Origin of the sequence: Streptomyces sp. NPDC008163, assembly GCF_042956885.1 — a bacterium.
Classification (GTDB): domain Bacteria; phylum Actinomycetota; class Actinomycetes; order Streptomycetales; family Streptomycetaceae; genus Streptomyces; species Streptomyces drozdowiczii_A.
Window position 1 is genome coordinate 170,966 of record NZ_JBIBHG010000007.1, and the last position, 25,522, is coordinate 196,487.

Consider the following 25,522-nt stretch of genomic DNA (forward strand, 5'->3'; position numbering starts at 1 on the left):
GTGGGTGGTGAAGAGGGTGCGGCGAGAACGCGCCGGCCCCCCGCGCCGGAGCGCGCGGGGGGCTTTCGGGAGGCGTACGGAGGTGGCGCGGGCGCCGGTCAGGCCTCGCGGGAGCCCGCGTACATCTCCTCGATCAGGTCCTTGTACGTGCGCTCCACGACCGGCCGCTTCAGCTTGAGGCTGGGCGTGACCTCGCCGTGCTCGATGTCGAGGTCGCGCGGGAGCAGCCGGAACTTCTTGATGGTCTGCCAGCGCTGAAGGCCCTCGTTGAGCCGCTTCACATAGCCGTCGATCAGCTCGACGGTCTTCGGGGAGGCCACGACGTCCGCGTACGACTTGCCCTCCATGCCGTTCTCGGCGGCCCAGCCGAGGATGGTGGGCTCGTCCAGGGCGATCAGCGCGGTGCAGAAGTTACGGTCCGCGCCGTGCACCAGGATGTTGGAGACGAACGGGCAGACCGCCTTGAACTGGCCCTCGACCTCGGCGGGCGCGATGTACTTGCCGCCGGACGTCTTGATCAGATCCTTCTTGCGGTCGGTGATCCGGAGGTAGCCGTCCACGGAGAGCTCGCCGATGTCGCCGGTGTGGAACCAACCATCGGCCTCCAGCACCTCGGCGGTCTTGTCCGGCAGGCCCTGGTAGCCCTGCATGATGCCGGGGCCGCGCAGCAGGATTTCGCCGTCGTCGGCGATGCGCACCTCGGTGCCGGGCAGCGGCTTGCCGACCGTGCCGGTGCGGTAGCTCTCGCCCGGATTGACGAAGGAGGCGGCGCTCGACTCGGTGAGGCCGTAACCCTCCAGGATGTGGATGCCGGCGCCGGAGAAGAAGAGCCCGATGTCGGGGGCGAGCGCGGCGGAGCCGGAGACGCAGGCGCGGAGCCGGCCGCCGAACGCCTCGCGGATCTTGGCGAAGACCAGTGCGTCGGCGACCTTGTGCTTGCTGCCGAGCGCGAAGGGCACGGACGCCTTGCCGGTGCGCCGGAAGTTGTCCTGGGAGACCCGGGCGTACTCGCGGGCGACGCCGGCCGCCCACTGGAAGATCTTGTACTTGGCCCCGCCGCCCGCGCGCGCCTTGGCCGCGACCCCGTTGTAGACCTTCTCGAAGATGCGTGGCACGGCGGCCATGTAGGTCGGCTGGACGACCGGCAGGTTCTCGATGATCTTGTCGACGCGGCCGTCGACGGCGGTGACGTGGCCGACCTCGATCTGTCCGGAGGTGAGGACCTTGCCGAAGACGTGGGCGAGCGGCAGCCAGAGGTACTGGACGTCGTCCTTGGTGATCAGGCCCGTGGAGACGGTCGCCTTGGCCATGTACGACCAGTTGTCGTGCGGCAGCCGTACGCCCTTGGGGCGGCCGGTGGTGCCCGACGTGTAGATGAGGGTCGCCAGCTGCTCGGCGGTGATGGCGTCGACGCGCTCGCGGACCGCCTCCGGGTTCTTCGCCAGGTGCTCGGTGCCCAGGGCCTCCAGCTCGGCCAGGGTGAGCACCCAGCCCTCCGGATCGCCCTCGGCCGGACCGGCGCCCTCCGGGTCGATGACCACGACGTGGGCGAGGTTCGGGAGCTCGGCGCGGCGCTCGCGGGCCTTGGCCAGCTGGACGGCGTCCTCGGCGATCAGGACCCGGCTCTCGGAGTCGGCGAGGATGAACGCCGACTCCTCGGCGTTGGTCGAGGGGTAGACCGTGGTGGTCGCGGCGCCCGCGCACATGACGCCGAGGTCGACGAGGATCCACTCGACCCGGGTGGAGGAGGCGAGGGCGACGCGCTCCTCCGGGTTCACGCCGAGCGCGATGAGCCCGGCGGCCACGGAGTACACCCGTTCGGCGGCCTGCGCCCAGCTGAGCGACTTCCACTCGTCGGGGCCGTCGCCGCCCGCCGCGGGCACCGGGTAGCGGTAGGCCTCCCCGTCCGGGGTGGCCGCCACCCGGTCGATGAAGAGGGTCGCCACGGAGGGCGGACGGTTATCGATCATGGTCTGTGTGTCGCTCACGACATCCTCCGGGCCTGCGGCGATGGTGCTTGCTGCTGTCTGCGTCTACGTGCTGCGATCCCGCTTGCTTAACTGGCGAGTAACTAAGAAGTCGTGATCAGGGTAGAGCGCCCGCGCGCCCCGCGTAAGAGGCAATCGGACCCCGCTTGATAACGAACGGGCCCCCGCGTCGCAGCGTGCTGCCTGCGATACGGGGGCCGCCTGTCCTGCCGGGACTACTTCTTGGTCTTGCCTTCCCCGGCGGACTCGTCGGTCGACAGCACGGAGATGAACGCGTCCTGCGGCACCTCCACGTTGCCGACCATCTTCATCCGCTTCTTGCCTTCCTTCTGCTTCTCCAGCAGCTTGCGCTTACGGGAGATGTCGCCGCCGTAGCACTTGGCGAGGACGTCCTTGCGGATGGCGCGGACGGTCTCGCGGGCGATGACCCGGGAGCCGATGGCCGCCTGGATGGGCACCTCGAAGTTCTGCCGGGGGATGAGCTTCTGCAGCTTGGCGACGAGGCGCACACCGTACGCGTACGCCTTGTCCTTGTGCGTGACCGCGGAGAACGCGTCGACCTTGTCGCCGTGCAGCAGGATGTCGACCTTGACGAGCTGGGCCGACTGCTCGCCGGTGGGCTCGTAGTCGAGGGAGGCGTAACCGCGGGTCTTGGACTTCAGCTGGTCGAAGAAGTCGAAGACGATCTCCGCGAGCGGAAGGGTGTAGCGGATCTCGACCCGGTCCTCGGAGAGGTAGTCCATGCCGAGGAGGGTGCCGCGGCGCTGCTGGCACAGCTCCATGATCGCGCCGATGAACTCGCTGGGCGCCAGGACCGTGGCCCGGACGACCGGCTCGTGCACCTTGTCGATCTTGCCCTCGGGGAATTCACTCGGGTTGGTGACGGTGTGCTCGGTGCCGTCCTCCATCTCGACCCGGTAGACCACGTTGGGCGCGGTGGCGATGAGGTCGAGGCCGAACTCGCGCTCCAGCCGCTCGCGGACCACGTCCAGGTGGAGCAGGCCGAGGAAGCCGACGCGGAAGCCGAAGCCGAGCGCCGCGGACGTCTCCGGCTCGTACACCAGGGCGGCGTCGTTGAGCTGGAGCTTGTCCAGGGCCTCGCGCAGGTCCGGGTAGTCCGAGCCGTCCAGCGGGTAGAGCCCGGAGAACACCATCGGCTTGGGGTCCTTGTAGCCGCCCAGCGCCTCGGTCGCGCCGTTGTTCAGCGAGGTGATCGTGTCACCGACCTTGGACTGCCGGACGTCCTTCACGCCGGTGATGATGTAGCCGACCTCGCCGACGCCGATGCCGTCGGAGGGCGTCATCTCCGGCGAGGAGACACCGATCTCCAGCAGCTCGTGGGTGGCGCCGGTCGACATCATCCGGATCCGCTCGCGCTTGTTGAGCGAGCCGTCGACGACACGGACGTACGTGACGACGCCCCGGTACGAGTCGTAGACCGAGTCGAAGATCATCGCGCGGGCGGGCGCGTCGGCGTTCCCGACGGGCGCCGGGATGTCCCGGACGACGCGGTCGAGCAGCGCGTCCACGCCCATGCCGGTCTTGGCCGAGACCTTGAGCACGTCCTCCGGCTGGCAGCCGATGAGGCTGGCCAGCTCCTCGGAGAACTTCTCGGGCTGGGCGGCCGGCAGGTCGATCTTGTTGAGCACCGGGACGATGGTGAGGTCGTTCTCCATCGCCAGGTAGAGGTTGGCCAGGGTCTGGGCCTCGATGCCCTGCGCGGCGTCGACCAGCAGGATCGTGCCTTCGCAGGCGGCCAGCGACCGGGAGACCTCGTAGGTGAAGTCGACGTGGCCCGGCGTGTCGATCATGTTGAGGACATGGGTGCTGCCCTGGCCCTCACCGGTGGTCGGCGCCCAGGGCAGCCGGACCGCCTGGGACTTGATGGTGATGCCGCGCTCGCGCTCGATGTCCATCCGGTCGAGGTACTGAGCGCGCATCTGCCGCTGGTCGACCACCCCGGTGAGCTGGAGCATCCGGTCGGCAAGGGTCGACTTGCCGTGGTCGATGTGCGCGATGATGCAGAAATTGCGGATCAGCGCCGGGTCGGTACGGCTCGGCTCGGGCACGTGGAGAGGAGTCGCGGGCACGCAGGGTCCTGATTCTTGAGACGCCGGACGCCGTGTCTCGGGTCGGTTCGGGTCGGGGCGGATCTGTACGTAGCCTCCATCGTCCCACGCCTGCGGGGCGGCGACCGGTTTGGGCCGGTCGGACCGCTCCTGCTACCGTGGACAGCTGTGCCATGTGGCTCTTGGGCCGCACGGACACACATCGAAGATCCAACGAACCTGAAAAGGCTCTTTCGTGGCGAACATCAAGTCCCAGATCAAGCGGAACAAGACGAACGAGAAGGCGCGCCTGCGCAACAAGGCCGTCAAGTCGTCGCTCAAGACCGCGATCCGCAAGGCCCGCGAGGCCGTCGCCGCCGGCGACGTCGAGAAGGCCACCGTCGCCGTGCGCGCCGCGTCCCGCCAGCTGGACAAGGCCGTCTCGAAGGGTGTCATCCACAAGAACGCCGCCGCCAACAAGAAGTCGGCGCTGGCCTCCAAGGCTGCCACCCTCCAGGGCTGAGCGATCTGATCCCACCGCCGGAACGGATCAAGCGGGCCCTCTACCCCGCTCCGCCCCGGCCCCCGCGCCGCACACCGAACCTGCGTTCGCCACGCGGGTGCGACGCACCCATCTGAACCCGAGGCCCCGCCGCCCTTTCCCCAGGGCGACGGGGCCTTCGGCGTCGGCATTTCGCGGGTCCACGCCCGCCCGGCACCACCCAGCCCGTCCGGTGTGGGGACGACGGAACGGCACGTTCGAACCCGTCCGGCGCTTGAAGACAACGGAACGGCACGTTCGAACCCGTCCGGCGCTTGAAGACGACGGAACGGCACGTTCGAACCCGTCCGGCGCTTGAGGACGAGCGCGCGCGCCCCCTACCGCGGGCTACGCCCGCCCCGCGCGGCCCCCGCCACGGCCACCACCGCCTTCTCCAACGCGTACTCGGGGTCGTCCCCGCCCCCCTTCACCCCCGCGTCCGCCTCCGCGACGGCCCGCAGTGCCACGGCGACGCCGTCCGGCGTCCACCCCCGCATCTGCTGCCGCACCCGGTCGATCTTCCACGGCGGCATGCCCAGCTCACGCGCGAGATCCGCCGGCCGCCCCCCGCGTGCCGAGGACAGCTTGCCGATCGCCCGGACACCCTGCGCCAGCGCGCTCGTGATCAGGACGGGCGCCACCCCCGTGGACAGCGACCAGCGCAACGCCTCCAGGGCCTCCGCCGCCCGCCCCTCGACCGCCCGGTCGGCGACCGTGAAGCTGGACGCCTCGGCCCGCCCCGTGTAATAGCGCCCGACGACCGCCTCGTCGATCGTGCCCTCGATGTCCGCGACGAGCTGCGACACCGCGCTCGCCAACTCCCGCAGGTCGCTCCCGATGGAGTCGACCAGCGCCTGGCACGCCTCGGGCGTCGCGGACCGCCCCAGCGCCCGGAACTCCCCCCGCACGAAGGACAGCCGCTCGGCCGGCTTCGTCGTCTTCGGGCACGCCACCTCGCGGGCCCCCGCCTTACGGGCCGCGTCGAGCAGCCCCTTGCCCTTGGCGCCGCCCGCGTGCAGCAGGACGAGGGTGATCTCCTCGACCGGGTCGTCCAGATACTTCTTGACGTCCTTGACGGTGTCGGCGCTCAGATCCTGCGCGTTGCGCACCACCACGACCTTGCGCTCGGCGAACAGCGAGGGGCTGGTCAGCTCGGCCAGCGTGCCCGGCTGGAGCTGGTCGGGGGTGAGGTCCCGGACGTCGGTGTCGGCGTCGGCGGCGCGCGCGGCCGCCACCACCTGCTGCACGGCGCGGTCGAGGAGGAGGTCCTCCTGCCCCACGGCGAGCGTGAGCGGGGCGAGCGGATCGTCGGTGGAATTCCTTCTGGTGGCCATCGCCGTCCAGCATCCCACGGGCCACTGACAGCCCGGTCGCGGCCGGGTCCGCCGCCCCCTCCCCCGTACCGGAGAATGAGCACGTGAGCGATGAGAGACACGTGCTGGTGCTGCCCGACCGCGATGCCGCCGAGGAGGCGGCGGAGGAGCTCGCCGACCGCTTCGGCGTCGCCGACGAACCGCAGCTCGTGCGGGACGCGCTGGCCGGCGAGGACGACGCCGAGGACGCCCAGTGGCTGGTCGTCGTGGAGGACCCGGACCACCGTCTCGACCCGGCGGCGCTCGACGCGTTCGCGGCGGAGTACGAGGGGTGGCTGGAGGCGCCGTAGAACCGGCGCCATCGGGACCGGCCCCGGGGGGCGGGGACTCAGCCCTTCGGGACGATCTGGACGTCCATCTCGATGGAAATGCTCGGGCCGACGACCGCGATGCCACGGGCCAGCATCGTCTGCCAGGTGAGCGTGAAGTCCTCGCGGTGCAACTGCGTGGTGGCACGGCAGGCCGCCCGGGACTCGCCCTCCATGCCGTTGCCGAGCCCGAGGTACTGGGTGTCGAGGGCCACCGTACGGCTCACCCCGTGCAGCGTGAGCGCACCGCTCACACCCCAGCGGGTCCCGCCCCGGTGCACGAAGCGGTCGCTGTAGAACTCCAGCGTCGGATAGCGCCCGACGTCCAGGAAGTCGCTGGAGCGCAGATGGTCGTCGCGCATCTGCACGTTCGTGTCGATCGACGCGGCGTCGATGACCACGTGCATCGCCGAGTCCTCCATGCGGTCGGCGATCCGCACCGCCCCCGCGAAGGTGTTGAACCGGCCGTGGATGCGGGCCATCCCGATGTGCCGGGCGGTGAAACCGATCTGCGAGTGCATCGGTTCGATCTCCCAGTCGCCCGGCTCGGGCAACTGCGGCGGGGCGGCGATCTGAAGGGTCACATCGCCGAGGCTCGCATGGCCGCCCTCGGTGACCGTGGCCGAACCGTGGAAGGGCGTGAAACCCTCCGCCGTGACGGCCAGCCGGTACTCCCCCGCCGGAACCGTGGCCATGACACTGCCGTAAGGGTCGGTCTCGCCCCCGACCACCTTGCGTCCCGCCCGGTCCGTCAGTACGAACTCCGCCAGCGCGACGGGCTCGTTGACCGGGTCGAGCACCCGGCAGCTGAGCACGCCCGCCGAGTCCGGCACCACCAGTCCGGCGAGGAGGTTGCCCCGAGCGGCACCCGTCGCACCCTTGTTTCCGAACCAACGGCCGAACATCTCCACACGCTCCCGGGCACTCGCTCACCTCGGGCCGGAGGGCAGACGTCGTTGTCGGAGCAGCGGCCCGCCGACGAGCATGCATTCGACCACCATTGAGGCGTTCGAGGCAAACAGAGCGGGTCGCGACGGCTTGGGCGCAGGTGTTACCGAAGGTCCGATTTTCCGGGCAGCCGGTCCAGGCGCAGGCCGAAGTGGTCCCGATAGGCCGCCAGCACCTCGTCGTCGCTGCCCAGTGGCGTCTCGTGCCGCTCGCCGCCCACCGTCGTGAGGAGCTTGCGGCCGCTGAGCGTGATCCGGCCGTCGTCCGTACTGCGCGAGCAGACCGGGGCACGGGTGAAGTGGGAGTCGGGCGAGGTGCGGTGATACCAGGCGCCGGCCCGGAAGTCGGCCAGCTCCCTGGGCCGCCGCTCCAGCCGGAGGCGGGGCGTGCCGTCGCAGAGGACGTCGAGATCCCCGGACTTCTCGCCGCCCGGGGCCGGAGCGATCCGGAAGACGCCGCCGGGGTCCTCCTGGTCGGCGCGGTCGTCGAGCGCGAGCGGGCGCCTGGCATGGTCACCGAAGCCGACGTCGGCGAGCCAGGGCCCGGTCCCGTCCTCCGTCTCGACGCGCAGCGCCAGATGGTCGTACGGGATGCCGAGCCGCCCCCCGTCGCCGTGGACCCGGGCCTGGAGGAGGGTGACGCGGAAGCCGAGTGCCCGCAGCAGTACGGCGAACGCGCCGTTGAGTTCGTAGCAGAAGCCGCCGCGCCGGCGGGCCACGATCTTGTCCAGGAGCGGTCCGTCCTCCAGCACGATGTCCTCGCCGAGGTGGATGGAGAGGTTCTCGAAGGGCACGGCGACGAGATGGCGCAGTTGCAGCTCGCGCAGCGCCGAGATGTCGGGGCGCGCGGGCCTGGCGGCACCGATACGGTCCAGGTAGGCGTCGATGGTCTGCGGCAACTGCGGGTCCATGGGGCCAGTCTCCGCCGCCGCCCCGGCCGCGCGCCATGCGCCACTGGTCCTAGGCCCTGTCGTGACATTGCCGTCGTCCGCCCGGAGGGCGGGCCGGGCGGCGTCAGGCGCGTGCTCTCGGCGTGCCGGCCCCAGACGCCTGTACTGGATGTACTGGGGTCTGGGGCCGGTGCGGCGAGAGTGCGTGCATGGCGTCGCCCGGCAGACCGCAATGTGACGACAGGTCCTAGGTCCGACGACGGTGTTACGTGGTCGGGGCGCCGGTTAGCGTGCGCGGCATGCCTCTTCCGGAACCGGCGCGCAGCCGCGAACAGCGCAAGCAGGACGTACTCGAACGCCTGGAGAAGGACACCGACGCCTGGGTGTCCACGGCCTCCGCCGACGGGGCGCCGACCCTGGTGCCGCTGTGGTTCGTGTGGGACGGGGAGACCTTGCTGATGGCGACCCGGCGCGCCAACCCGACGGCGGTCAACCTGACACCGGACGGCCGCGCCCACATCGCCCTGGGCCACACCCGCGACGTGGTCATGATCGAGGCGAGGGGCGAGGTGGTCGAGGGCACGGACCTTCCGACGGCGTCGGGCGACGCGTTCGCCGCGAAGTTCTCCTGGGACCTGCGGGGGCGCCCCGCCTGGGTGTACCTCCGCTTCACCCCGTACGCGGTCCGGGCCTGGCGGGAGTCCAACGAGCAGCCCGGCCGCGACCTGATGACCGACGGGCACTGGCTGGTATGAGACGGGCGCCCCGGTGGCTTCCGAGGCTCCGGTGGCTCCCGGTCCGGTGGTTCCCGGGGCTCCGGGCGCCCCGGTGGCTTCCGAGCCTCCCGTCCGGTCCGGGGCGGAGAGCGCCGTCCGCCGCCTCGCCGCGTACCTCGTCATGACCGCCCCACCGCCCGCAGCCCGTTTTCCGCACCGGTCACCGCGATCGCCCCGTCCCTGTCCGTGCGCAGCACCACCGCCCCCTGCTCCGCGAGCGTGTGGACGGTCCGGGGCGCCGGGTGCCCGTACGGGTTGTCCCGGCCCACGCTCACCAGCGCGAACCTGGGCCGGACGGACCTCAGCAGGGCGTCGTCCTGGTGCGCGGAGCCGTGGTGGGCGACCTTGAGCACGTCCACCCGGGGAAGGTCCGGATGGCTGAGCAGCAGCGCCTGCTGGGCGGGCGGTTCCAGATCGCCCGGCAGCAGCAGGGTGAGCCCGCCGGTCCGCACGAGGAGGGTGACACTCGCGTCGTTCGGGTCCTGCGGAACGTCGTACGGGGCGGGACCGGCCGCGTCCGCCGCCCCCGGAGGCCACAGCACCTGCCAGTCCAGCTCGCCGATCCGCCGCCGTTCACCAGAGGCGGCCCGCAGCACGGGCACACCGGCCCCCGCCGCCGTTCTCCGGACGAACGCGGCCTGCTCCGGCGGCTCGTCCAGGCTCGTCGTCTGGATCGCGCCCACCGCCCGGCCGCGCAGCACGCCGGGGAGGCCCCGCACATGGTCGGCGTGGAAGTGAGTGAGAAGGAGCAACGGGACGCGATTGACGCCCAGTTCGCGCAGGCACCGGTCGACGGGGCGGGGATCGGGGCCGGCGTCCACGACCACGCCCGAGCCCCGCCCCGCCGCGAGCACCAGGGCGTCCCCCTGTCCGACGTCGCACACGGCGAGCGCCCAGCCGGGCGGCGGCCACCCGGTCAGCACCCGGGTCAACGGCGCGGGCCGGAGCACCGCGAGGACCAGCAACAGCACGGTGGCCGAGCAGACCCACGGGCGCCGCCCGGCCCAGCGCGCGGCCGGTACCAGGACCAGGATCACGGCGGCCAGCAGCGCGGCCCCTGACAGGCCGTCGGGCCAGTCGGTCTCCGCCCCGGGGAGAGCGGCCCCGGTCCTGGCCACCGAGGCGATCCACCCGGCGGGCCACCCCGCGACCCCGGCGAGCAGCCCGGCCGCCGGCATCGCCACCGGCGCCAGGGTCAGCGCGGCGAACCCGAGGACCGTGGCCGGCGCCACGGCGAACTCCGCCAGCAGATTGCACGGGACCGCCACCAGGCTCACCCGGGAGGCGAGCAGCACCACCACGGGCGAGCACACCGCCTGCGCGGCGGCCGCGGCGGCCAGCGCCTCCGCGAGCCGTGGCGGCACCCGGCGCCGGCGCAACGCCTCACTCCAGCGCGGGGCGAGGGTCAGCAGGGCTCCGGTGGCCAGCACCGACAGCACGAAGCCGTAACTGCGCGCCAGCCACGGGTCGTAGAGCACCAGCAGCAGCACGGCGGCGCACAGCGCGGGGATCAGCGTCCGGCGCCGCCCGGTGCCGATGGCGAGGAGCGTGATCAGCCCGCACGCGGCGGCCCTCAGCACACTCGGTTCGGGCCGGCAGACCAGGACGAAGGCGAGCGTGAGCCCACCACCGAGCAGTGCGGTCATCCGCAGGGAGATCCCGAGCCTGGGCGCCAGTCCCCCGCGCTCGGCCCGCAGCGCCCGGCCGGGCGGCCCGATGAGCAGAACGAGCAGGATGCCCAGGTTCGATCCTGATACCGCCATCAAATGCGTGAGGTCGGTCGCCCTGAACGCGTCGTGCAGTTCGGGGGTGACCCGTGATGTGTCGCCGACGACCAGGCCGGGCAGCAATGCCCGTGCGTCCGGGCCCATTTTGTCGGTGGCCTCGCGCAGCCCGGCGCGCAGCCGGCCCGCCGTGCGCTGGAGGAGGCTGGGCGGCCCGGTCACCCTGGGCGGGGCCTTGCCGTCGGGCCTCAGTACGGCGGCGACCCGTTCTCCCGTGTGCAGCGGAGGCGCCAGCCGCCCAGCGATCCGCAGGCTGGTGGAGGGCAGCAGCCGCTGCCAGGCGGCCGCCGCGCCGCCCGGCGGAACGATCACCAGGACCGGCGTCCGCAGCCGTACGGCCGTGCCGTCGGCCCGCGTCAGCCGGGTGATCTCCGCGTCCAGGAGCAGCGATGCGGGCGTGCTGTGGTCGCCGCTCACCCGGGGGAACGTGCGCCGGGCGTCGGAGGTGAGGGTGATCTCCGCCTGGACGCGCGCGTACTGCCGGGCCAGTCCGGGCACGGGGCCCCGGCGCACGTCGGCACCGTGCAACGCGGCGGACGCCGCCCCGGCCGCCGCGCAGAGCAACACCGCCGCGACGGCCGTCGCCCGCAACCGCGTCCGCCCGACACCCGGCACGGCAACCGCTACACCCCGCGCCGTAGCGCCACCAACCTCACCACCCCCGGCCCTCACTCCGGCGCCGGTAACCCCACCGCCGGCACCTCGCACCCCGGCGCCACCAACCCCACCGCCCACGGCCCCTGCCTCACCGCCACCGGCCTCACCTCCCCCACCTCGCACCCCCACCGCGCCGCCTTCGCCCCGCGCCCCGCCCTCCACCGCGTCGCCCCCGCCCTCCGCACGGGATCGCCGGAGGCCCACCGCGAGGAGCACCATCGCCGTCCCCAGGCAGAGCACCACCCCCATCGCAGCCCAGCGCCCCGGAACACCCAGCGCGAGCCCCGCACCGGCCCAGACCGCCGCTGCCGGGGCGAGCAACCGGAGGTCGGCCGGGCCCTCCTGCCGGGGGTCGGACAGTCCCAGCCGCTTGCCCGAGGCCGCGTGAATGTCCGCCGCCTCATGGTCCTCCGCCGCCGAGCCGCGGCCCGGCTCCGCACGCACCCCCGGCGCCCCAATAGCGCCCCCCGCGCTCACGGCCGCACCCGGGGCCGCAGATCAGCGAACCGGCGGTCGCCGATCCCGTTGACCTCGCGGAGTTCGTCCACGGACCGGAATCCGCCGTGCTGCGTGCGGTAGTCCACGATGTGCTGGGCGAGGACGGGCCCCACGCCCGGAAGCCCCTCCAACTGCTCCGGCGTCGCGGTGTTCAGGCTCACCGGCCCGCCCCCGTCAGCCGCGGGACCGCTCACGCCGGGGGCCGGAACCGGGGTCGGCGGCGCGCCCACCACGATCTGCTCGCCGTCCATGAGCACCCGGGCCCGATTGAGCCCCGCCAGGTCCGTCCCGGGCCGCGCCCCGCCCGCCGCCGTCAGCGCGTCGTCCACCCGCGATCCGGCGGGCAGCCGGCGCAGCCCCGGGTCCCGCACCTTCCCGCTGACGTCCACCACGATCTGCCCGCCCGGACCCGCAGCGGGACCGGGGGACGGCTCGGGCCGACCGCCTCCGTCCGGCTCCGCGTCCGCCCCGTCCTCCGGCGCAGGCGCGTGCACCGCCTCACCGACCATGTCCGGCGCCCGGACCCCCTCGGGCCGGGCGGACCAGAAGTGCATCCCGGCGAAAACGGCGGCGGCGGCCAGGACCACGGCGAGCGCGGCAAGCGTCTTCGGCTCCAGGCCGCATCGGAGCTGCACCCACATCGGCAACCGCTCCCGCACCGCGAACACGGCCGCCGACCACCGCCCCACGGGCGCCGCGCCCGCCACACCCGCAGACGCCTCCGCATCACCGCCCGAGACACGGGGCGCCGCAGAAACCGGAGCGGAAACGGAAGCAGGAGCGGAAGGCAACGGCCCCACCGTGTCCTGAGCCGGCCCGGCAACGGGCACCGCCGCACCGATCCCCCACCGCGCGACGCGGCCCTGCGACCCGCCCGCCATCAGCGCGTCGGCCCTGCCGCGCGCCGCCGCGGCCGCCTCCGCGCGGGCCGTGGTCCGGCGTCGGCGGCCCGGTCCTGGGCGCGCCGCTCGTCGCAGACGCCCGTCGGAATCCGGAGCGCGGCCGGGGCCCGCACCCGGTCCGCCGGGTCCGCTGGTTGCACGATGTGATCGGGAAGCCATGGACCAGGACGCTAGGCAGTCCCGCCGAATCCCGCTGAGCACAGGCGATTTCCGTGGACAACGGGACCATTGTGCATAACTCGACCACTCCGGAGAGTGACACTAGAGCCGGACCGCGAACGCCGAACGCCGGACCGCGAACGCCGGACCGCGAACGCCGAACGCCGGACCCCGAACGCCAGCCCCCGCCCCCGGCCACCGGACGCCAGGAGCCGGACCCCACGCCCCGGCCACCCGGCACCTCAGCGCGGCGAGACCACAGCGCCCAGCAGTCCCGGCCCGGTGTGCGCGCCGATCACCGCGCCGACCTCGCTGACGTGCAGGTCGGCGAGGCCGGGCACGCGTTCCCGCAGCCGCTCGGCCAGCCGCTCCGCGCGCTCGGCCGCCGCGAGGTGGTGCACCGCGATGTCCACGGGCCCGCTGCCCGCGCGCTCGGCGACGATCTCCTCCAGCCGGGCGATGGCCTTCGAGGCCGTCCGTACCTTCTCCAGGAGCTCGATCCGGCCGCCGTCGAGCTGGAGCAGGGGCTTGACCGCGAGAGCCGAGCCGAGGAGGGCCTGCGCGGCGCCGATCCGGCCGCCCCGGCGCAGGTAGTCCAGGGTGTCGACGTAGAAATACGCGGAGGTGCCCGACGCGCGCTTCTCGGCCGCCGCCACCGCCTCGTCCAGGCCGCCGCCCGCCTCGGCCGTCTCGGCGGCGGACAGGGCGCAGAAGCCGAGGGCCATCGCGACCATGCCCGTGTCGACCACGCGCACCGGCACCGGGGCTTCCTTCGCAGCGAGCACCGCCGCGTCGTACGTACCGGAGAACTCCGACGACAGATGCAGCGAGACGATGCCGTCGGCACCGGCCTCCGCGACGGAACGGTAGGTGGCGGCGAAGACCTCGGGGCTGGGCCGGGACGTCGTCACGGAACGGCGTTTCTGGAGGGCCAGGGCCAGCGAACGGGCCGAGATCTCGGTGCCCTCCTCCAGGGCCTGATCGCCCAGCACCACGGTCAGCGGAACCGCCGTGATGCCGTGCCGCCGCATCGTGTCGGGCGGCAGGTAGGCCGTTGAATCGGTGACGATCGCGACATGGCGGGACATGCCCCGGAGGTTACCCGCAGGCGCGCCGACTAGGCAGTCCGACCCCGCGCGAGTGATCAGTCACGGTCGCTTCGCATCGCATCCTGCCACCCTCGGTCACGGGTGGTCGCGGCGTGCTCCCCGGGGGCGCCGCTCAGTTGGTGGATTCCGGCCGGGCCGTCTTCTGCCACGGATAGGCGGTGCTCTGCCGGGGATCCCGGGCGGTGATGGCCTCGGGCGCGTCGGGCTCCCCGCCCCAGTCCCCCGGCGCCGCCGGCCCGTGGCCGGGGCCCTGGGCCGCCGTGGGCTCCCCCGGGGCAGTCGTCCAGTGGCGCAGCGCCCCGGCCTCCACATCGATCTGCGCGTTCAGCGCCGACAGTTCGTCGTCGGCGAACTTGCGGGCCCGGTCCCGGGCGGCCCAGCGCAGCGAGTCGGCGGAGCGGGTGATCCCCGCGGTGCGCTTCTTCAGGTCCGGCAGCCGCGCGGACACCGTCGCCCTGTCGGGCTCGCGCTCCAGCGCCTTCAGCTCCGCGTCCAGCTCCAGTCCGTGCGCGCTGAGCCGGTCGAACAGCCCCAGGGACTCCGACAGCGACGCGTCCTCGGCCACGCCCGCTCGCAGGGCGTCCTGGGTGGCGCGCATCGACGTGCGCAGCGAGAGGCGCAGCTGTGCCAGCTCACCGCCGACGCCCGGCTGGCCGTAGCTCTTGGCCCGCAGGGTGGTGTCCTCGACGGTGCGGCGCGCCTGTGTGATCGTGCGGTCCACGCCGCGCCTGGCCGCCCCGACCACCTTGACCGTCGCGTAGACGCCCAGCGCCATGAAGGCGACGACGAGCAGCGCCAGAATCAGGATCACGGCTTCCATGAGCGCCCCTCGGATGGTGTGACGGCCTCCGGTACACGTACACCGGTCCTCTCCACCGTAAACGGAACGGGCAGGCCGGAGGTTCCGCCGGAACCCCCAACCTGCCCGTAGGGGAAAGCCCCCACCCGTCTCCGCGACTACGCGGGAACGATGTTCACCAGCTTCGGCGCGCGGACGATCACCTTGCGGATGCCCGCGCCGCCCAGCGCGGCGACGACGGCCGGGTCGGCCAGGGCCAGGGCCTCCAGCTCCTCGTCCGTGATCGACGGGGAGATCTCCAGGCGCGCCTTGACCTTGCCCTTCACCTGTACGACGCAGGTCACGGTCTCGTCCACGACGTACGCGGGGTCGGCCACCGGGAAGTCCTGGTGCACGACCGACTCCGTGTGGCCCAGCCGGTGCCACAGCTCCTCGGCGATGTGCGGGGCCAGCGGCGCCACCAGCAGTACCAGGGCCTCGGCGACCGGGCGGGGCAGCGGGCCGCCCGCCTTGGTCAGGTGGTTGTTCAGCTCGGTGACCTTGGCGATCGCCGTGTTGAAGCGCATGCCGGCCATGTCGCCGCCGACCCCGTCGATGGCCTTGTGGAGCGCGCGCAGCGTGTCCTCGCCGGGCTCGGAGTCGACCACGGTGACCTCACCGGTCTCCTCGTCGACGATGTTGCGCCACAGTCGCTGCAGCAGCCGGTACTGACCGACGACCGCCCGCGTGTCCCAGGGCCGCGACACGTCCAGGGGGCCCATGGCCATCTCGTACAGGCGCAGCGTGTCCGCGCCGAATTCGGCGCAGACGTCGTCGGGCGTCACGGCGTTCTTCAGGGACTTGCCCATCTTGCCCAGGACACGGGAGACCTTCTCGCCCTGGTGGTAGAACGCCCCGTCGCGCTCCTCGACCTCCGCCGCCGGGACGGCGATGCCGCGGCTGTCCCGGTAGACGAACGCCTGGATCATGCCCTGGTTGTACAGCTTGTGGAACGGCTCGGCGGAGGAGACGTGGCCCAGGTCGTGCAGCACCTTGGACCAGAAGCGCGCGTACAGCAGGTGCAGCACGGCGTGCTCGGCACCGCCCACGTACAGGTCGACGCCGCCGGTCGGCTGCCCCTCGCGCGGACCCATCCAGTACTCCTCGACGGCCGGGTCGACCAGCTTCTCGGAGTTGTTCGGGTCCAGGTAGCGCAGCTCGTACCAGCAGGAACCGGCCCAGTTGGGCATGGTGTTGGTCTCGCGGCGGTACTTCTTCGGTCCGTCGCCCAGGTCCAGCGTGACGTTGACCCACTCGGCGTTGCGCGACAGCGGGGTCTCGGGCTGGGTGTCGGCGTCGTCCGGGTCGAAGGTGCGCGGCGAGTAGTCGTCCACCTCGGGCAGTTCCAGGGGCAGCATCGACTCGGGCAGCGGGTGGGCGATGCCCTCCTCGTCGTACACGATCGGGAAGGGCTCGCCCCAGTAGCGCTGGCGGCTGAACAGCCAGTCCCGCAGCCGGAAGTTGACGGTGCCCTCGCCGACGCCGTGCTCCCTCAGCCACTCGGTGATGCGGGCCTTGGCGTCGGCGACGCCCAGACCGTTCAGCGAGATCTCGTCGTTGGCGGAGTTGACCAGCTTCGCGTCGTACGAGGCGAAGGCGTCCTCCCACGTCGACGCGTCGGTGCCGCGGTCGTCCGACGGCTCGACTACGCAGCGCATCGGCAGCTCGAAGGCGCGCGCGAACGCGAAGTCGCGCGCGTCGTGCGCCGGTACGGCCATGATCGCGCCGGTGCCGTAGCCCATCAGGACGTAGTCGGCGATGAAGACGGGGATCTGCTCGCCGCTTACCGGGTTGGTGGCGTACGCACCGGTGAAGACGCCGGTCTTGTCCTTGGCCTCGGCCTGTCGCTCCACGTCCGACTTCGAGGCGGCCTGCTTGCGGTACGCGGTGACCGCCTCGGCCGGCGAGGCGTGGCCGCCCGTCCAGACCGGGTGGGTGCCCTCGGGCCAGGCGGCGGGGATGATCCGTTCGACCAGCTCGTGCTCCGGCGCCAGCACCATGTAGGTGGCGCCGAACAGGGTGTCCTGGCGGGTGGTGAAGACGGTGACGCTGCCCGCGCCGTCGACCGGGAAGTCGACCCGCGCGCCCTCGGAGCGGCCGATCCAGTTGCGCTGCTGCAGCTTGATCGCCTCGGGCCAGTCCAGCCCGTCCAGGTCGTTCAGCAGCCGGTCGGCGTAGGCGGTGATGCGCATGTTCCACTGGCGCAGCTTCGCCTTGAAGACGGGGAAGTTGCCGCGCTCGGAGCGGCCGTCGGCGGTGACCTCCTCGTTGGCCAGGACGGTGCCCAGGCCGGGCGACCAGTTGACCGGCGCGTCGGAGGCGTAGGCCAGCCGGTACTCGCCCAGGACGTCGGCGCGCTCGGCGGCGCTCAGCGCGGACCAGTCACGGCCGTCGGGGGTGGCACGCTCGCCGCTCTCGAACTGGGCGACCAGCTCGGCGATGGGCCGGGCGCGGTCCGCCTCGGTGTCGTACCAGGAGTTGAAGATCTGCAGGAAGATCCACTGGGTCCACTTGTAGTACTCGGACTCGATCGTGGCGAACGAGCGGCGCTTGTCGTGGCCCAGACCCAGCCGGCGCAGCTGCGCCGTCATGTTCTCGATGTTGGCCTCGGTGGAGACCCGCGGGTGCGTGCCGGTCTGCACGGCGTACTGCTCGGCGGGCAGGCCGAACGCGTCGAAGCCCAGGGTGTGCAGGACGTTGTGCCCGGTCATCCGCTGGTGGCGGGCGAAGACGTCGGTGGCGATGTAACCCAGCGGGTGACCGACGTGCAGTCCCGCACCGGAGGGGTACGGGAACATGTCCATGATGAACTTCTTGGGCCGAGCGGCCAGCTCCGGGTCGCCCGCCAGGTCACCGGTCGGGTTGGGCGCCTCGTACGTGCCCTCGGCGTCCCAGAAGTCCTGCCAGCGTGCCTCGATGTCGGCGGCCATCACTGCCGTGTAGCGGTGCGGCGCAGCGGCGTCCGCTGCGGTATTCGTCTCGCTCATGATCCTCAAAGCTCCATCGATCGTCATCTGCCGGCATCCACGTCTACGGACACATGTCCTGGGAAACGAAAAATCCCCTCGCACAGGAGGGGACGCCGCGCTGATGCCGACCAGGCGTTCTCACCGGTCGGGACTGATCAGCGCGGCTCGCTAAGCAGAAGGGCTACGGCACGCATGGCGTCAGGGTACCGCACCGAGCCGGTCCCCCTCGGGGCAATAGCCCGCTGACCGGCCTCCGCACGCAGAACGGCGGGCCATCCGCTTGGGATGACCCGCCGTTCCTTCTTCACTGTGGAGCTAAGGAGAATTGAACTCCTGACCTCTTGCATGCCATGCAAGCGCTCTACCAACTGAGCTATAGCCCCTCGTTGCGCCGCCCGGTCTCCCTGGCGACATCGAGAACAGTACCGGTCACCCGGGCCGTCCACCAAATCGATTCCGCTCCGCCCGGTTTTCCCCCGGCGGAGGAGGGGAAACGGTCAGGCCGTGGCGAAGGAGTAGAAGCGCTTGAGGGTGCAGTGCTCCTCAAGGAGCCGGCCGTAGATCGGCTCCCCCTCGAGCTCCCGGTAGGTCTCGATGGGGTCGCCTTTTATGATCAGCGCCCGTGCGCACTCCTCGCACCAGTACTGATAGTCCGCGTTGACCGGGTCCATGTCCCTGACGATGGGCGTACCGCTGCCGCACCAGTCGCACTTCCGCCTGTGTGCACCCATGGGTCAGCTCCGGCCCCGGCGGACGAAAGGCGACTGCGGGACCTCGTGGCGGCTCCCAGGCATCGCGCACACCCTCCCGTTCGGTCCGTCGCCCCCTCCGGCGGTCCGATTCTGCCATGACCCCGCAAGAGGGTCAGCCGACCGCCGTTACTGCACGCCGCCGCCGTCGTACGAGGCCTGCGGCGCCCCCCGCGCACGCCACCGCGACCAGGGCCAGCTCGCAGACCCACAGCGCGTGCCCCGACCCCTGCGGCCCCGGCGTACCGAGGCGGTTGAGGTAGAGGGTGCCGATGACGGCCACGCCGATGACCTGCCCGAGCTGGGTCACGGTCACCAGCACACCGCTGGCGTCGGCGGCGTCCTGGGGCCGTACGTCCGCCAGGGCACCGGCGAGGTTGGGGCTGAACGCGAGAGCCATACCCGCGCCGATGAGCACGAAACCCACGTACAGCGCGACGCTCCCGCCGCCCCCGTCCCGCAGTACGAGACCGGTCACCGTCACACCGGCGGCCAGCACCGCGAACCCACCGGGCACCAGGTACCGCTGGAGGCGGGCCGGCCACCGCCGCCAGGTCAGCCCGGCCGCGCCGAAGGCCACCGCGGTCGGCGCGCACATCAGCCCGGCCCGCAGCGCCGAGTATCCGAGGCCGCCCTGAAGGTGCAGGGTCAGCGTGAAGAGGAAGCCCGCGTTTGCCGCCATCACCAGCATGATGCGCACCGCCGCCATGGCGATTCCGGGCAACCGGAGCACACGGGGCGCGATCAGGGGCGCACCGCCGCGCGCGGCGAGCCGGGTCTCGTACGTCACGAAGCCGGCGAGGACCACCGCACAGGCGAGCAGGCAGGCCCACGTCCAGTCCGGCCAGCCCAGTTCCTGACCGAGCACCAACGGCACCGTCAGCAGCGTGACGGCGCCCGCGAGGAGGACCAGACCCACCGGGTCGAAGCCGCGCGCCCGCGCCTGCCGCCGGGCCTCCCCGGTGCGCGGCTCGCCCGGCAGCACACGCGCGCCGAGCACCAGCAGGACGAGCCCGATCGGCACGTTGACCAGGAAGACCGGCCGCCAGCCCGCTCCGAACAGGTCGACGCTCACCAGCACCCCGCCCACGACCTGCCCCGCGGCGGCCCCCGTGGCCAGCACCGCGCTGTAGGCGCCGATCGCGCGCACCCGCGCCGCCCCGGTGAAGTGCTGCTGGATCAGGCTGAGGACCTGCGGGATCATCACCGCCGCGCCCGCCCCCTGGATCACCCGGAAGGCGATCAGCTGCCCCGAGTCCGCGGCCAGTCCGCAGGCGAGCGAGGCCGCCGTGAAGACGGCGAGCCCCGCCAGATGTGCGCGGCCGTGGCCGAAGACGCCGCCGAGCCGGGCGCCGGCGACGAGGAGGACGGCGTACGAAATGGTGTATCCGGCCACCACCAGTTGCAACTGGGCACCTGAAGCGTGGAGTTCGGTACGGATCGTCGGGGCGGCGACGTTCACGATGAAGATGTCGAGCAGCGCCATGAATTGGGCCGTGAGCACCACGGCGAGCAGCCGGGCGGGGGTCTTGTCAGTGGTGGGGGTTTTACTGGTGACGGAGCGTGAGGCCGTCGTTTCGGATATCGCGGTCATGGGTTCCAGGCTGGTGCCGTACGCATACGGGTAACGAGAGCCCGCTGATGCTGGTACTGGCAGCACCTGGCAACAGCCGGGCGCAGCACCGACGATGGGGGTGTGACGGTGACGACACAGCAGGCGGCGACGGCACGACAGCACGCGGGGCGGAGCGGAGCGGCGCCGGGCAGGCGGCCGGAGCTCGCCGCCTTCCTGCGCGGCCGCCGGGCCCGGGTGACCCCGGCCGACGTGGGCATGGCCCCGGGCTTACGGCGGCGCACCCCCGGGCTGCGGCGCGAGGAGGTCGCTCAGCTCTCCGGCGTCGGCGTGACCTGGTACACCTGGCTGGAGCAGGGCCGCCCGATCAACGCCTCCCCGCAGGTCCTGGACGCGGTGGCGAGGACGCTGCGGCTGGACCCCCCGGAGCGCGAGCACCTGTACGAGCTGGCGGGCGTCGCCTTCCTGCCGGGGAGGGAGTCCGACACCTTCGAGGTCGGCGAGGAGGTCCAGGGCGTCATCGACGCGCTCGACCCGCTCCCCGCCGTCGTCTACAACGCGCGCTACGACGTGCTGGCGACCAATCCGGGCTACCGGGACCTCTTCGGCATCCCCGTCATGCGGGGCACCAAGGTCCGCAACGCGCTGTGGTCGCTGTTCACGGCGGCCGAGGAGGACTGTCCGGTCGTGCACCGCGACCAGGAGCTGCCCCTGATGGCGGCGACCCTGCGCAGCGGCTACGGACGCCATGTGGGCGAGCCCGCGTGGGAGTCGTTCATCGCGGAGCTGTCGGAGGCCAGCCCCTACTTCGCGAAGCTGTGGCGCAGCGGGGACGTCGTCCCGCCGGGTCGGCGCGTGAAGACCTTCCGGCACTGGGCGGTGGCCGGTGAGATACGGATGACCTCGGTGTCCCTGACCATCAACGGGCTGCCCGAGTGCCGGATCGTCACGTACACCCCGGCCGACGAGGAGAGCAGGCAACTGCTCGCCGCGCTGCGGGCACATCGCCGGGGCGCTCGGGGCCAGTGACCGCATACGCGGAAATCCCGCCCCCTGGTGAGGACGGGATTTCCGATTGTGGAGCTAAGGAGAATTGAACTCCTGACCTCTTGCATGCCATGCAAGCGCTCTACCAACTGAGCTATAGCCCCGCTGTCCGCTGTGTTTCTCTGCGCTTCCGCGCTGCGAACAAGAAGAACTTTAGCCTGTGACCAGCCGGAAAGTGAAATCCGGCCCCTGCCGCCCCGAGGGGCGGCCGGCGACGGCCCGGTCAGGTGTCGTCGCCGAGCACCGGTTCGGGCAGGGTGCCGGCGTTGTGCTCCAGCAGCCGCCAGCCGCGGGCGCCCTCGCCGAGCACCGACCAGCAGCAGTTGGTCAGCCCGCCGAGCCCTTCCCAGTGGTGCGCCTCCAGGCCCAGCAGACGTCCGATGGTGGTCCGGATGGTGCCGCCGTGGCTGACGACGACCAGGGTGCCGCCGTCGGGCAGCTTCTCGGCATGGCCGAGGACCACGGGGGCCGCCCGGTCGGCGACCTCGGTCTCCAGCTCGCCGCCGCCGCGCCGTACGGGCTCGCCGCGCTTCCACGCGGCGTACTGCTCGCCGTACCGCTCCACGATCTCCTCGTGGGTGAGGCCCTGCCAGGCGCCCGCGTAGGTCTCACGCAGACCCGCGTCGTGCACCACGTCGAGCCCGGTGATCGCGGAGAGCTCGGCGGCCGTGGCCGCGGCGCGCCGCAGGTCGGATGCGACGATCGCGTCCGGCTTCAGCGAGGCGAGCAGCCGGGCGGCCCGGTGGGCCTGCGCGACGCCGGTCTCGGTCAGCTCGATGTCCGTGGAGCCCTGGAAGCGGCGTTCCAGATTCCAGGCCGTCTGGCCGTGGCGCCAGAGGACGATCCTGCGGCCCCTGCCGCTCCTGCTGCCGTTCAGCTCTGCTCACCTTCCGTACCGCCGTTGAGCTGCGCGTGCTCGGCGGCCTTGCCGCGGGTCTTCACCGCGTCCTCGGGCAGGTCGAGCTCGGGGCAGTCCTTCCACAGGCGCTCCAGCGCGTAGAAGACGCGCTCCTCGCTGTGCTGGACGTGGATGACGATGTCGACGTAGTCGAGGAGGATCCAACGGGCGTCGCGGTCGCCCTCGCGGCGGACCGGCTTCGCGCCGAGTTCCTTCTGCAGCCGCTCCTCGATCTCGTCGACGATCGACTTGACCTGGCGGTCGTTGGGGGCCGAGGCCAGCAGGAAGGCGTCGGTGATCGACAGCACGTCGCTGACGTCGTAGGCGATGATGTCGTGCGCGAGCCGGTCGGCGGCCGCCTGGGCGGCGGCGTTGATGAGCTCGATGGAGCGGTCAGTGGCGGTCACAAGCAGGCTTTCGTCGTCGGTCGGATAGACCTCTAGGGTCTCACGGGGAACCGCCCGGCCACGCAGCCATATTCCGCGGGCCGCGCGTGGAGGCCCGGACCGCTCGGCTCCGGACCTCCCGCGACCGCTCCGCGGCTACTCGGGCTTGTAGTCCTGGCCGAGGAGGACGGACACGTCCGCGTTCCCGGCCGGCTTGCCCCGCTTGACCGTGCTCGTCGGCAGTCCGAGGGTCTTGGCGACCTGGGTCGCCTTCTCCTTGTCGGCCGCCTCGGCGTACACCACCTGCGAGGAGGCCGCCGCGTCGGCCTTCCCGCTGTTGACGAAGGCGAAACCGCCGTTGACCAGCTTGCCCCGGGCGGACTCGGTGGAGCCGGTGTCACCGGTGGCGTTCTTGATACCGACCCGGATCACCCCGTCCGCCGACGGCGCCTTGACCGTGCCGCCGAGGATGTCCTTGACCACGCTCTCGGTGGCCGCGTCGGTGAGGGTGCCGTCGTCCTGCACGGGCAGCAGCGCCGTCTTGTAATCGCCGATCTTGGCGTGCTCGGCCAGCTTCGCCAGCGAGGCGCCGAGGTCCTTCTCGGGCAGCGACGGGTCGAGGATCTGGGCCAGCGTCTGAACGGTGACCGTGGCCGCCCGCGGATCGTCGGACATCTTGCGCAGCACCCCGCGCATCACCTGCCCGAACCGCATCAGCTGCTTGGCCTCGGCCTCGCCGGGCCCCCGGTACGTGGCGTACGCGACGGCCATCTGACCGCTGAGGGTCTGCGCCTCGCCCTTCTTCACCAGGTCGCCGGAGCCCTTCTTGGCGCCCGGCACCGCGGTGTCGGTGTCGACCTCGATGTTGCCGACGAGGTCGACCAGGTTCTCCAGGTACGGGGTGTCGAGCCGCCAGGTCCCGGTGATGTCGGTGCCGAGCAGGGTGTCCAGGGAGTCCCGGGTCCCGGACGTGCCGTCGTCCTCGACCGACTTGCCGAGCGTGGTGGTGGTGCCGTCCTCGTCGGAGACGGCGAGGGAGTTGGGGAGCAGGACCGTGGTGCCCTGCTTGGTGGTGACGTTGTCGACGAGCAGCGCGGTGGACGTGCCGCCGGTCTTGGTGTTGTGGAGGTGGACCACGATGACGTCCCGTCGCTGCGGACCGGTCGTCGCGGTGTTCTCCTTCTCCCCGTCGGACAGGCCGGGGATCTTGTCCGCCGACCACAGGTACCCGACGCCGCCGAGCACGGCCAGGACGCCGACGACGAGCAGCGCGACGATCCGGTTGCGGCCCCGGCGGCGCGCCTCCTCGCGGCGTTCGCTGCGGCTCTCGGTGAACTTGAGCCAGTCGATGACGTCCTCGGAGTCCTCGTCGGGCTCCTCGATGAAGGCGAACTGCTCGGTGCGGTAGTCGTCGTCGCCACGGCGCTGCCCGGGCACGGCCGCCTCCGGCCCCGGACGCGACGCGGGCTCGCGGGGCGGGGCGGGCGCGGGTGCCGGAGCCGGGGCCGGGGTCTGCTGCGGAATGTTCCACTGCTGGGTCGTGTCGACCGCGGCGTGCTGCCCGGTGTCGTGGACCGGCTGCTGCCGGCCGGTGTCGTGGACCGGCTGCTGCTGCCCGGTGTCGTACCCGTACCGGTCGTAGCCGTAGTCCTGCTGCGGGGTCTGCTGGGGCTGGGCGGCGTAGGGGTCGTACGGCTGCTGCGGCGCGGGGGGCGACTGCTGGGCGTACGGGTCGTAGCCGTACCCCTGTCCGCCGTCCTGGGGCGCCTGGCCGCCGTACGGGTCGGGCTGCTGCGGCTGCTGCTGCGCGTACGGGTCGTGCTGCTGCTGCCCCGGCTGCTGGTACACCGGCTGCCCGTACTCGTCGTAGCCGATGATCTGCGGCTGCTGGTAGTACGGGTCGTACGGGTTCTGTCGGTCGTTCACCGGTGCCCCTTTCCGTGGCTCACTCGCCGCGGTACAGCTGGCGCTTGTCGATGTAGCGGACCACGCCGTCGGGCACGAGGTACCAGACCGGTTCGCCCTGGGCGACCCTCGCGCGGCAGTCCGTCGAGGAGATCGCGAGCGCGGGGACCTCCACCAGGGAGACGCCCCCCTTCGGCAGCCCGTCGTCCGTGAGCACATGGCCCGGCCGGGTCACGCCGATGAAGTGGGAGAGCGAGAACAGCTCGTCGGCGTCGCGCCAGGTGAGGATCTGGGCGAGCGCGTCGGCACCGGTGATGAAGAAGAGGTCCGCTTCGCCGTGGGCCTCACGCAGGTCCCGCAGGGTGTCGATCGTGTACGTGGGGCCCTTGCGGTCGATGTCGCTCCGGCTGACCGAGAACTGCGGGTTGGACGCCGTCGCGATGACCGTCATCAGATAACGGTCCTCGGCCGGGGAGACCTGCTTGTGGCTCTTCTGCCACGGCTGCCCGGTCGGTACGAAGATCACCTCGTCGAGGTGGAACTGGGCGGCCACTTCACTGGCCGCCACCAGGTGTCCATGATGAATCGGGTCAAACGTCCCGCCCATCACGCCGAGTCGGCGTTTTCCGCGGCCGGTAGGCACTTCCTGCTCTCCCATGCGTGCAGAGCCTACTGGCACAGCTGTACGCCTCTGTCTCAGCGGTCGCGGTTGAAGCGCGTGGTGATCCACAGAAGGAGGAGAAGCACGACAAAGGCACCGCCACCGGTGAGGTAGGGGCTGAGGCTTTCGTGATTGCCGCCGTGCTCGCCCTCGGCGGCGACGGTGACCAGCTGGTGTGCGGTGCTCGTGAGGCTCATCTTCGGCAGGACCTATCGATCGGGAGTCGGGGGAAGACGTCGCGGACATCGTATGCGGGTGCCCCGGGCACGCTCACGCCGACTCAGTCGTTGTTGTCGTCGTTGCGGTATCCGCGGAGCAGGAACCAGGCCAGCAGGGCGGCTCCCAGCAGGGAGGCGACCAGCACGATGCGGATCGTGTTGCCCGGCCCCTGGTCCCCGGATGCGGCGGCGAACAGAGCAACGGTGTGCGGCATGTCGGGCGTCTCCTCAGTTATCCACAGCCCCCCGCACACCGTAGCCCCAGCACCTAGGCTGGGCGGCGTCAGGGGGCGAGCGA

General features: G+C 71.9%; 22 protein-coding genes and 2 tRNA genes. 4 read left to right on the forward strand and 20 right to left on the reverse strand.

What is annotated here, in order from left to right; translation table 11 throughout:
• Nucleotides 1–98: 98 nt before the first annotated feature.
• Together ACFZAT_RS17740 and lepA are read right to left on the reverse strand one after the other, a co-directional pair.
• Nucleotides 99–1,988: an AMP-binding protein gene (locus tag ACFZAT_RS17740; RefSeq protein WP_391265158.1), complete on the reverse strand. Its 1,890-nt coding sequence runs from the start codon at nt 1,986–1,988 to the stop codon at nt 99–101.
• Between the two features lie 215 nt (nt 1,989–2,203).
• Nucleotides 2,204–4,078 carry a translation elongation factor 4 gene (gene lepA, locus ACFZAT_RS17745; RefSeq protein WP_391265159.1) on the reverse strand — a complete coding sequence of 625 codons (1,875 nt, stop codon included), beginning with the start codon at nt 4,076–4,078 and terminating at the stop codon, nt 2,204–2,206.
• 214 nt (nt 4,079–4,292) lie between these two features.
• Between lepA and rpsT the strand changes: the two genes are divergently transcribed.
• Nucleotides 4,293–4,559, forward strand: coding sequence for a 30S ribosomal protein S20 (rpsT, locus tag ACFZAT_RS17750; protein WP_018103239.1), 267 nt, complete (start codon nt 4,293–4,295; stop codon nt 4,557–4,559).
• A gap of 356 nt (nt 4,560–4,915) precedes the next feature.
• Here the strand turns inward: rpsT and holA are convergent, their stop codons facing one another.
• Nucleotides 4,916–5,911 (reverse strand): DNA polymerase III subunit delta, encoded by a 996-nt coding sequence (gene holA / locus ACFZAT_RS17755; protein ID WP_330452222.1) that lies wholly within the window; start codon nt 5,909–5,911, stop codon nt 4,916–4,918.
• An 83-nt stretch (nt 5,912–5,994) separates the two neighbouring features.
• Here holA and ACFZAT_RS17760 point away from each other — a divergent pair, with 83 nt between their 5' ends.
• Nucleotides 5,995–6,240 carry a hypothetical protein gene (locus ACFZAT_RS17760; protein WP_391265160.1) on the forward strand — a complete coding sequence of 82 codons (246 nt, stop codon included), beginning with the start codon at nt 5,995–5,997 and terminating at the stop codon, nt 6,238–6,240.
• A gap of 38 nt (nt 6,241–6,278) precedes the next feature.
• Here ACFZAT_RS17760 and ACFZAT_RS17765 read toward each other — a convergent pair whose 3' ends face one another.
• Nucleotides 6,279–7,163, reverse strand: a complete 885-nt coding sequence (locus tag ACFZAT_RS17765) for a YceI family protein (protein ID WP_391265161.1) — start codon at nt 7,161–7,163, stop codon at nt 6,279–6,281.
• Nucleotides 7,164–7,309: 146 nt separating this feature from the next.
• A complete protein-coding gene (locus ACFZAT_RS17770) occupies nt 7,310–8,116 on the reverse strand; it encodes an arylamine N-acetyltransferase (RefSeq protein WP_391265162.1) in 807 nt (268 codons plus the stop codon).
• A gap of 278 nt (nt 8,117–8,394) precedes the next feature.
• Here ACFZAT_RS17770 and ACFZAT_RS17775 point away from each other — a divergent pair, with 278 nt between their 5' ends.
• The gene (locus ACFZAT_RS17775; protein ID WP_391265163.1) at nt 8,395–8,850 is read left to right on the forward strand and encodes a pyridoxamine 5'-phosphate oxidase family protein; all 456 of its coding nucleotides are present in this window, start codon (nt 8,395–8,397) and stop codon (nt 8,848–8,850) included.
• Between the two features lie 140 nt (nt 8,851–8,990).
• Here the strand turns inward: ACFZAT_RS17775 and ACFZAT_RS17780 are convergent, their stop codons facing one another.
• From ACFZAT_RS17780 to ACFZAT_RS17815, 8 genes are all read right to left on the reverse strand, one after another.
• Nucleotides 8,991–11,756: a ComEC/Rec2 family competence protein gene (locus tag ACFZAT_RS17780; RefSeq protein WP_391265164.1), complete on the reverse strand. Its 2,766-nt coding sequence runs from the start codon at nt 11,754–11,756 to the stop codon at nt 8,991–8,993.
• A 29-nt stretch (nt 11,757–11,785) separates the two neighbouring features.
• Nucleotides 11,786–12,517 carry a helix-hairpin-helix domain-containing protein gene (locus ACFZAT_RS17785; protein ID WP_391265165.1) on the reverse strand — a complete coding sequence of 244 codons (732 nt, stop codon included), beginning with the start codon at nt 12,515–12,517 and terminating at the stop codon, nt 11,786–11,788.
• Between the two features lie 596 nt (nt 12,518–13,113).
• Nucleotides 13,114–13,959 (reverse strand): DegV family protein, encoded by an 846-nt coding sequence (locus tag ACFZAT_RS17790; RefSeq protein ID WP_391265166.1) that lies wholly within the window; start codon nt 13,957–13,959, stop codon nt 13,114–13,116.
• A 133-nt stretch (nt 13,960–14,092) separates the two neighbouring features.
• Nucleotides 14,093–14,800, reverse strand: a complete 708-nt coding sequence (locus tag ACFZAT_RS17795; RefSeq protein WP_391265167.1) for a hypothetical protein — start codon at nt 14,798–14,800, stop codon at nt 14,093–14,095.
• A gap of 137 nt (nt 14,801–14,937) precedes the next feature.
• Entirely contained in the window at nt 14,938–17,805 is a 2,868-nt protein-coding gene (leuS, locus tag ACFZAT_RS17800) for a leucine--tRNA ligase (RefSeq protein ID WP_391265168.1), read from the reverse strand.
• 292 nt (nt 17,806–18,097) lie between these two features.
• Nucleotides 18,098–18,170, reverse strand: a tRNA-Ala gene (locus ACFZAT_RS17805).
• Between the two features lie 114 nt (nt 18,171–18,284).
• On the reverse strand, nt 18,285–18,518 hold the full coding sequence (locus tag ACFZAT_RS17810) for a hypothetical protein (RefSeq protein ID WP_018103228.1): 234 nt from the start codon (nt 18,516–18,518) through the stop codon (nt 18,285–18,287).
• A 133-nt stretch (nt 18,519–18,651) separates the two neighbouring features.
• Nucleotides 18,652–20,043, reverse strand: a complete 1,392-nt coding sequence (locus ACFZAT_RS17815) for an MFS transporter (protein ID WP_391265303.1) — start codon at nt 20,041–20,043, stop codon at nt 18,652–18,654.
• Nucleotides 20,044–20,346: 303 nt separating this feature from the next.
• On the opposite strand from ACFZAT_RS17815, the gene ACFZAT_RS17820 reads away from it, so the two are divergent.
• A complete protein-coding gene (locus tag ACFZAT_RS17820) occupies nt 20,347–21,138 on the forward strand; it encodes a helix-turn-helix domain-containing protein (protein WP_391265304.1) in 792 nt (263 codons plus the stop codon).
• Nucleotides 21,139–21,187: 49 nt separating this feature from the next.
• On the opposite strand, the gene ACFZAT_RS17825 is transcribed toward ACFZAT_RS17820, so the two are convergent.
• The 7 genes from ACFZAT_RS17825 to ACFZAT_RS17855 all read right to left on the reverse strand — a co-directional run bounded on the left by ACFZAT_RS17825 (nt 21,188) and on the right by ACFZAT_RS17855 (nt 25,439).
• A tRNA-Ala gene (locus ACFZAT_RS17825) sits at nt 21,188–21,260 on the reverse strand.
• Nucleotides 21,261–21,379: 119 nt separating this feature from the next.
• Nucleotides 21,380–22,033 (reverse strand): histidine phosphatase family protein, encoded by a 654-nt coding sequence (locus ACFZAT_RS17830; RefSeq protein ID WP_391265305.1) that lies wholly within the window; start codon nt 22,031–22,033, stop codon nt 21,380–21,382.
• Complete coding sequence (rsfS, locus tag ACFZAT_RS17835; RefSeq protein WP_018103223.1) at nt 22,030–22,461, reverse strand: ribosome silencing factor; 432 nt, start codon at nt 22,459–22,461, stop codon at nt 22,030–22,032. Before rsfS ends, ACFZAT_RS17830 begins: the two co-directional genes overlap by 4 nt.
• Nucleotides 22,462–22,596: 135 nt before the next feature.
• Nucleotides 22,597–24,366, reverse strand: a complete 1,770-nt coding sequence (locus ACFZAT_RS17840) for a LytR C-terminal domain-containing protein (RefSeq protein WP_391265169.1) — start codon at nt 24,364–24,366, stop codon at nt 22,597–22,599.
• 19 nt (nt 24,367–24,385) lie between these two features.
• Nucleotides 24,386–25,003 (reverse strand): nicotinate-nucleotide adenylyltransferase, encoded by a 618-nt coding sequence (nadD, locus tag ACFZAT_RS17845; RefSeq protein ID WP_026171531.1) that lies wholly within the window; start codon nt 25,001–25,003, stop codon nt 24,386–24,388.
• Nucleotides 25,004–25,041: 38 nt separating this feature from the next.
• Entirely contained in the window at nt 25,042–25,203 is a 162-nt protein-coding gene (locus ACFZAT_RS17850) for a hypothetical protein (protein WP_018518201.1), read from the reverse strand.
• 83 nt (nt 25,204–25,286) lie between these two features.
• Nucleotides 25,287–25,439, reverse strand: a complete 153-nt coding sequence (locus ACFZAT_RS17855) for a hypothetical protein (RefSeq protein WP_185992685.1) — start codon at nt 25,437–25,439, stop codon at nt 25,287–25,289.
• Nucleotides 25,440–25,522 lie beyond the last annotated feature (83 nt).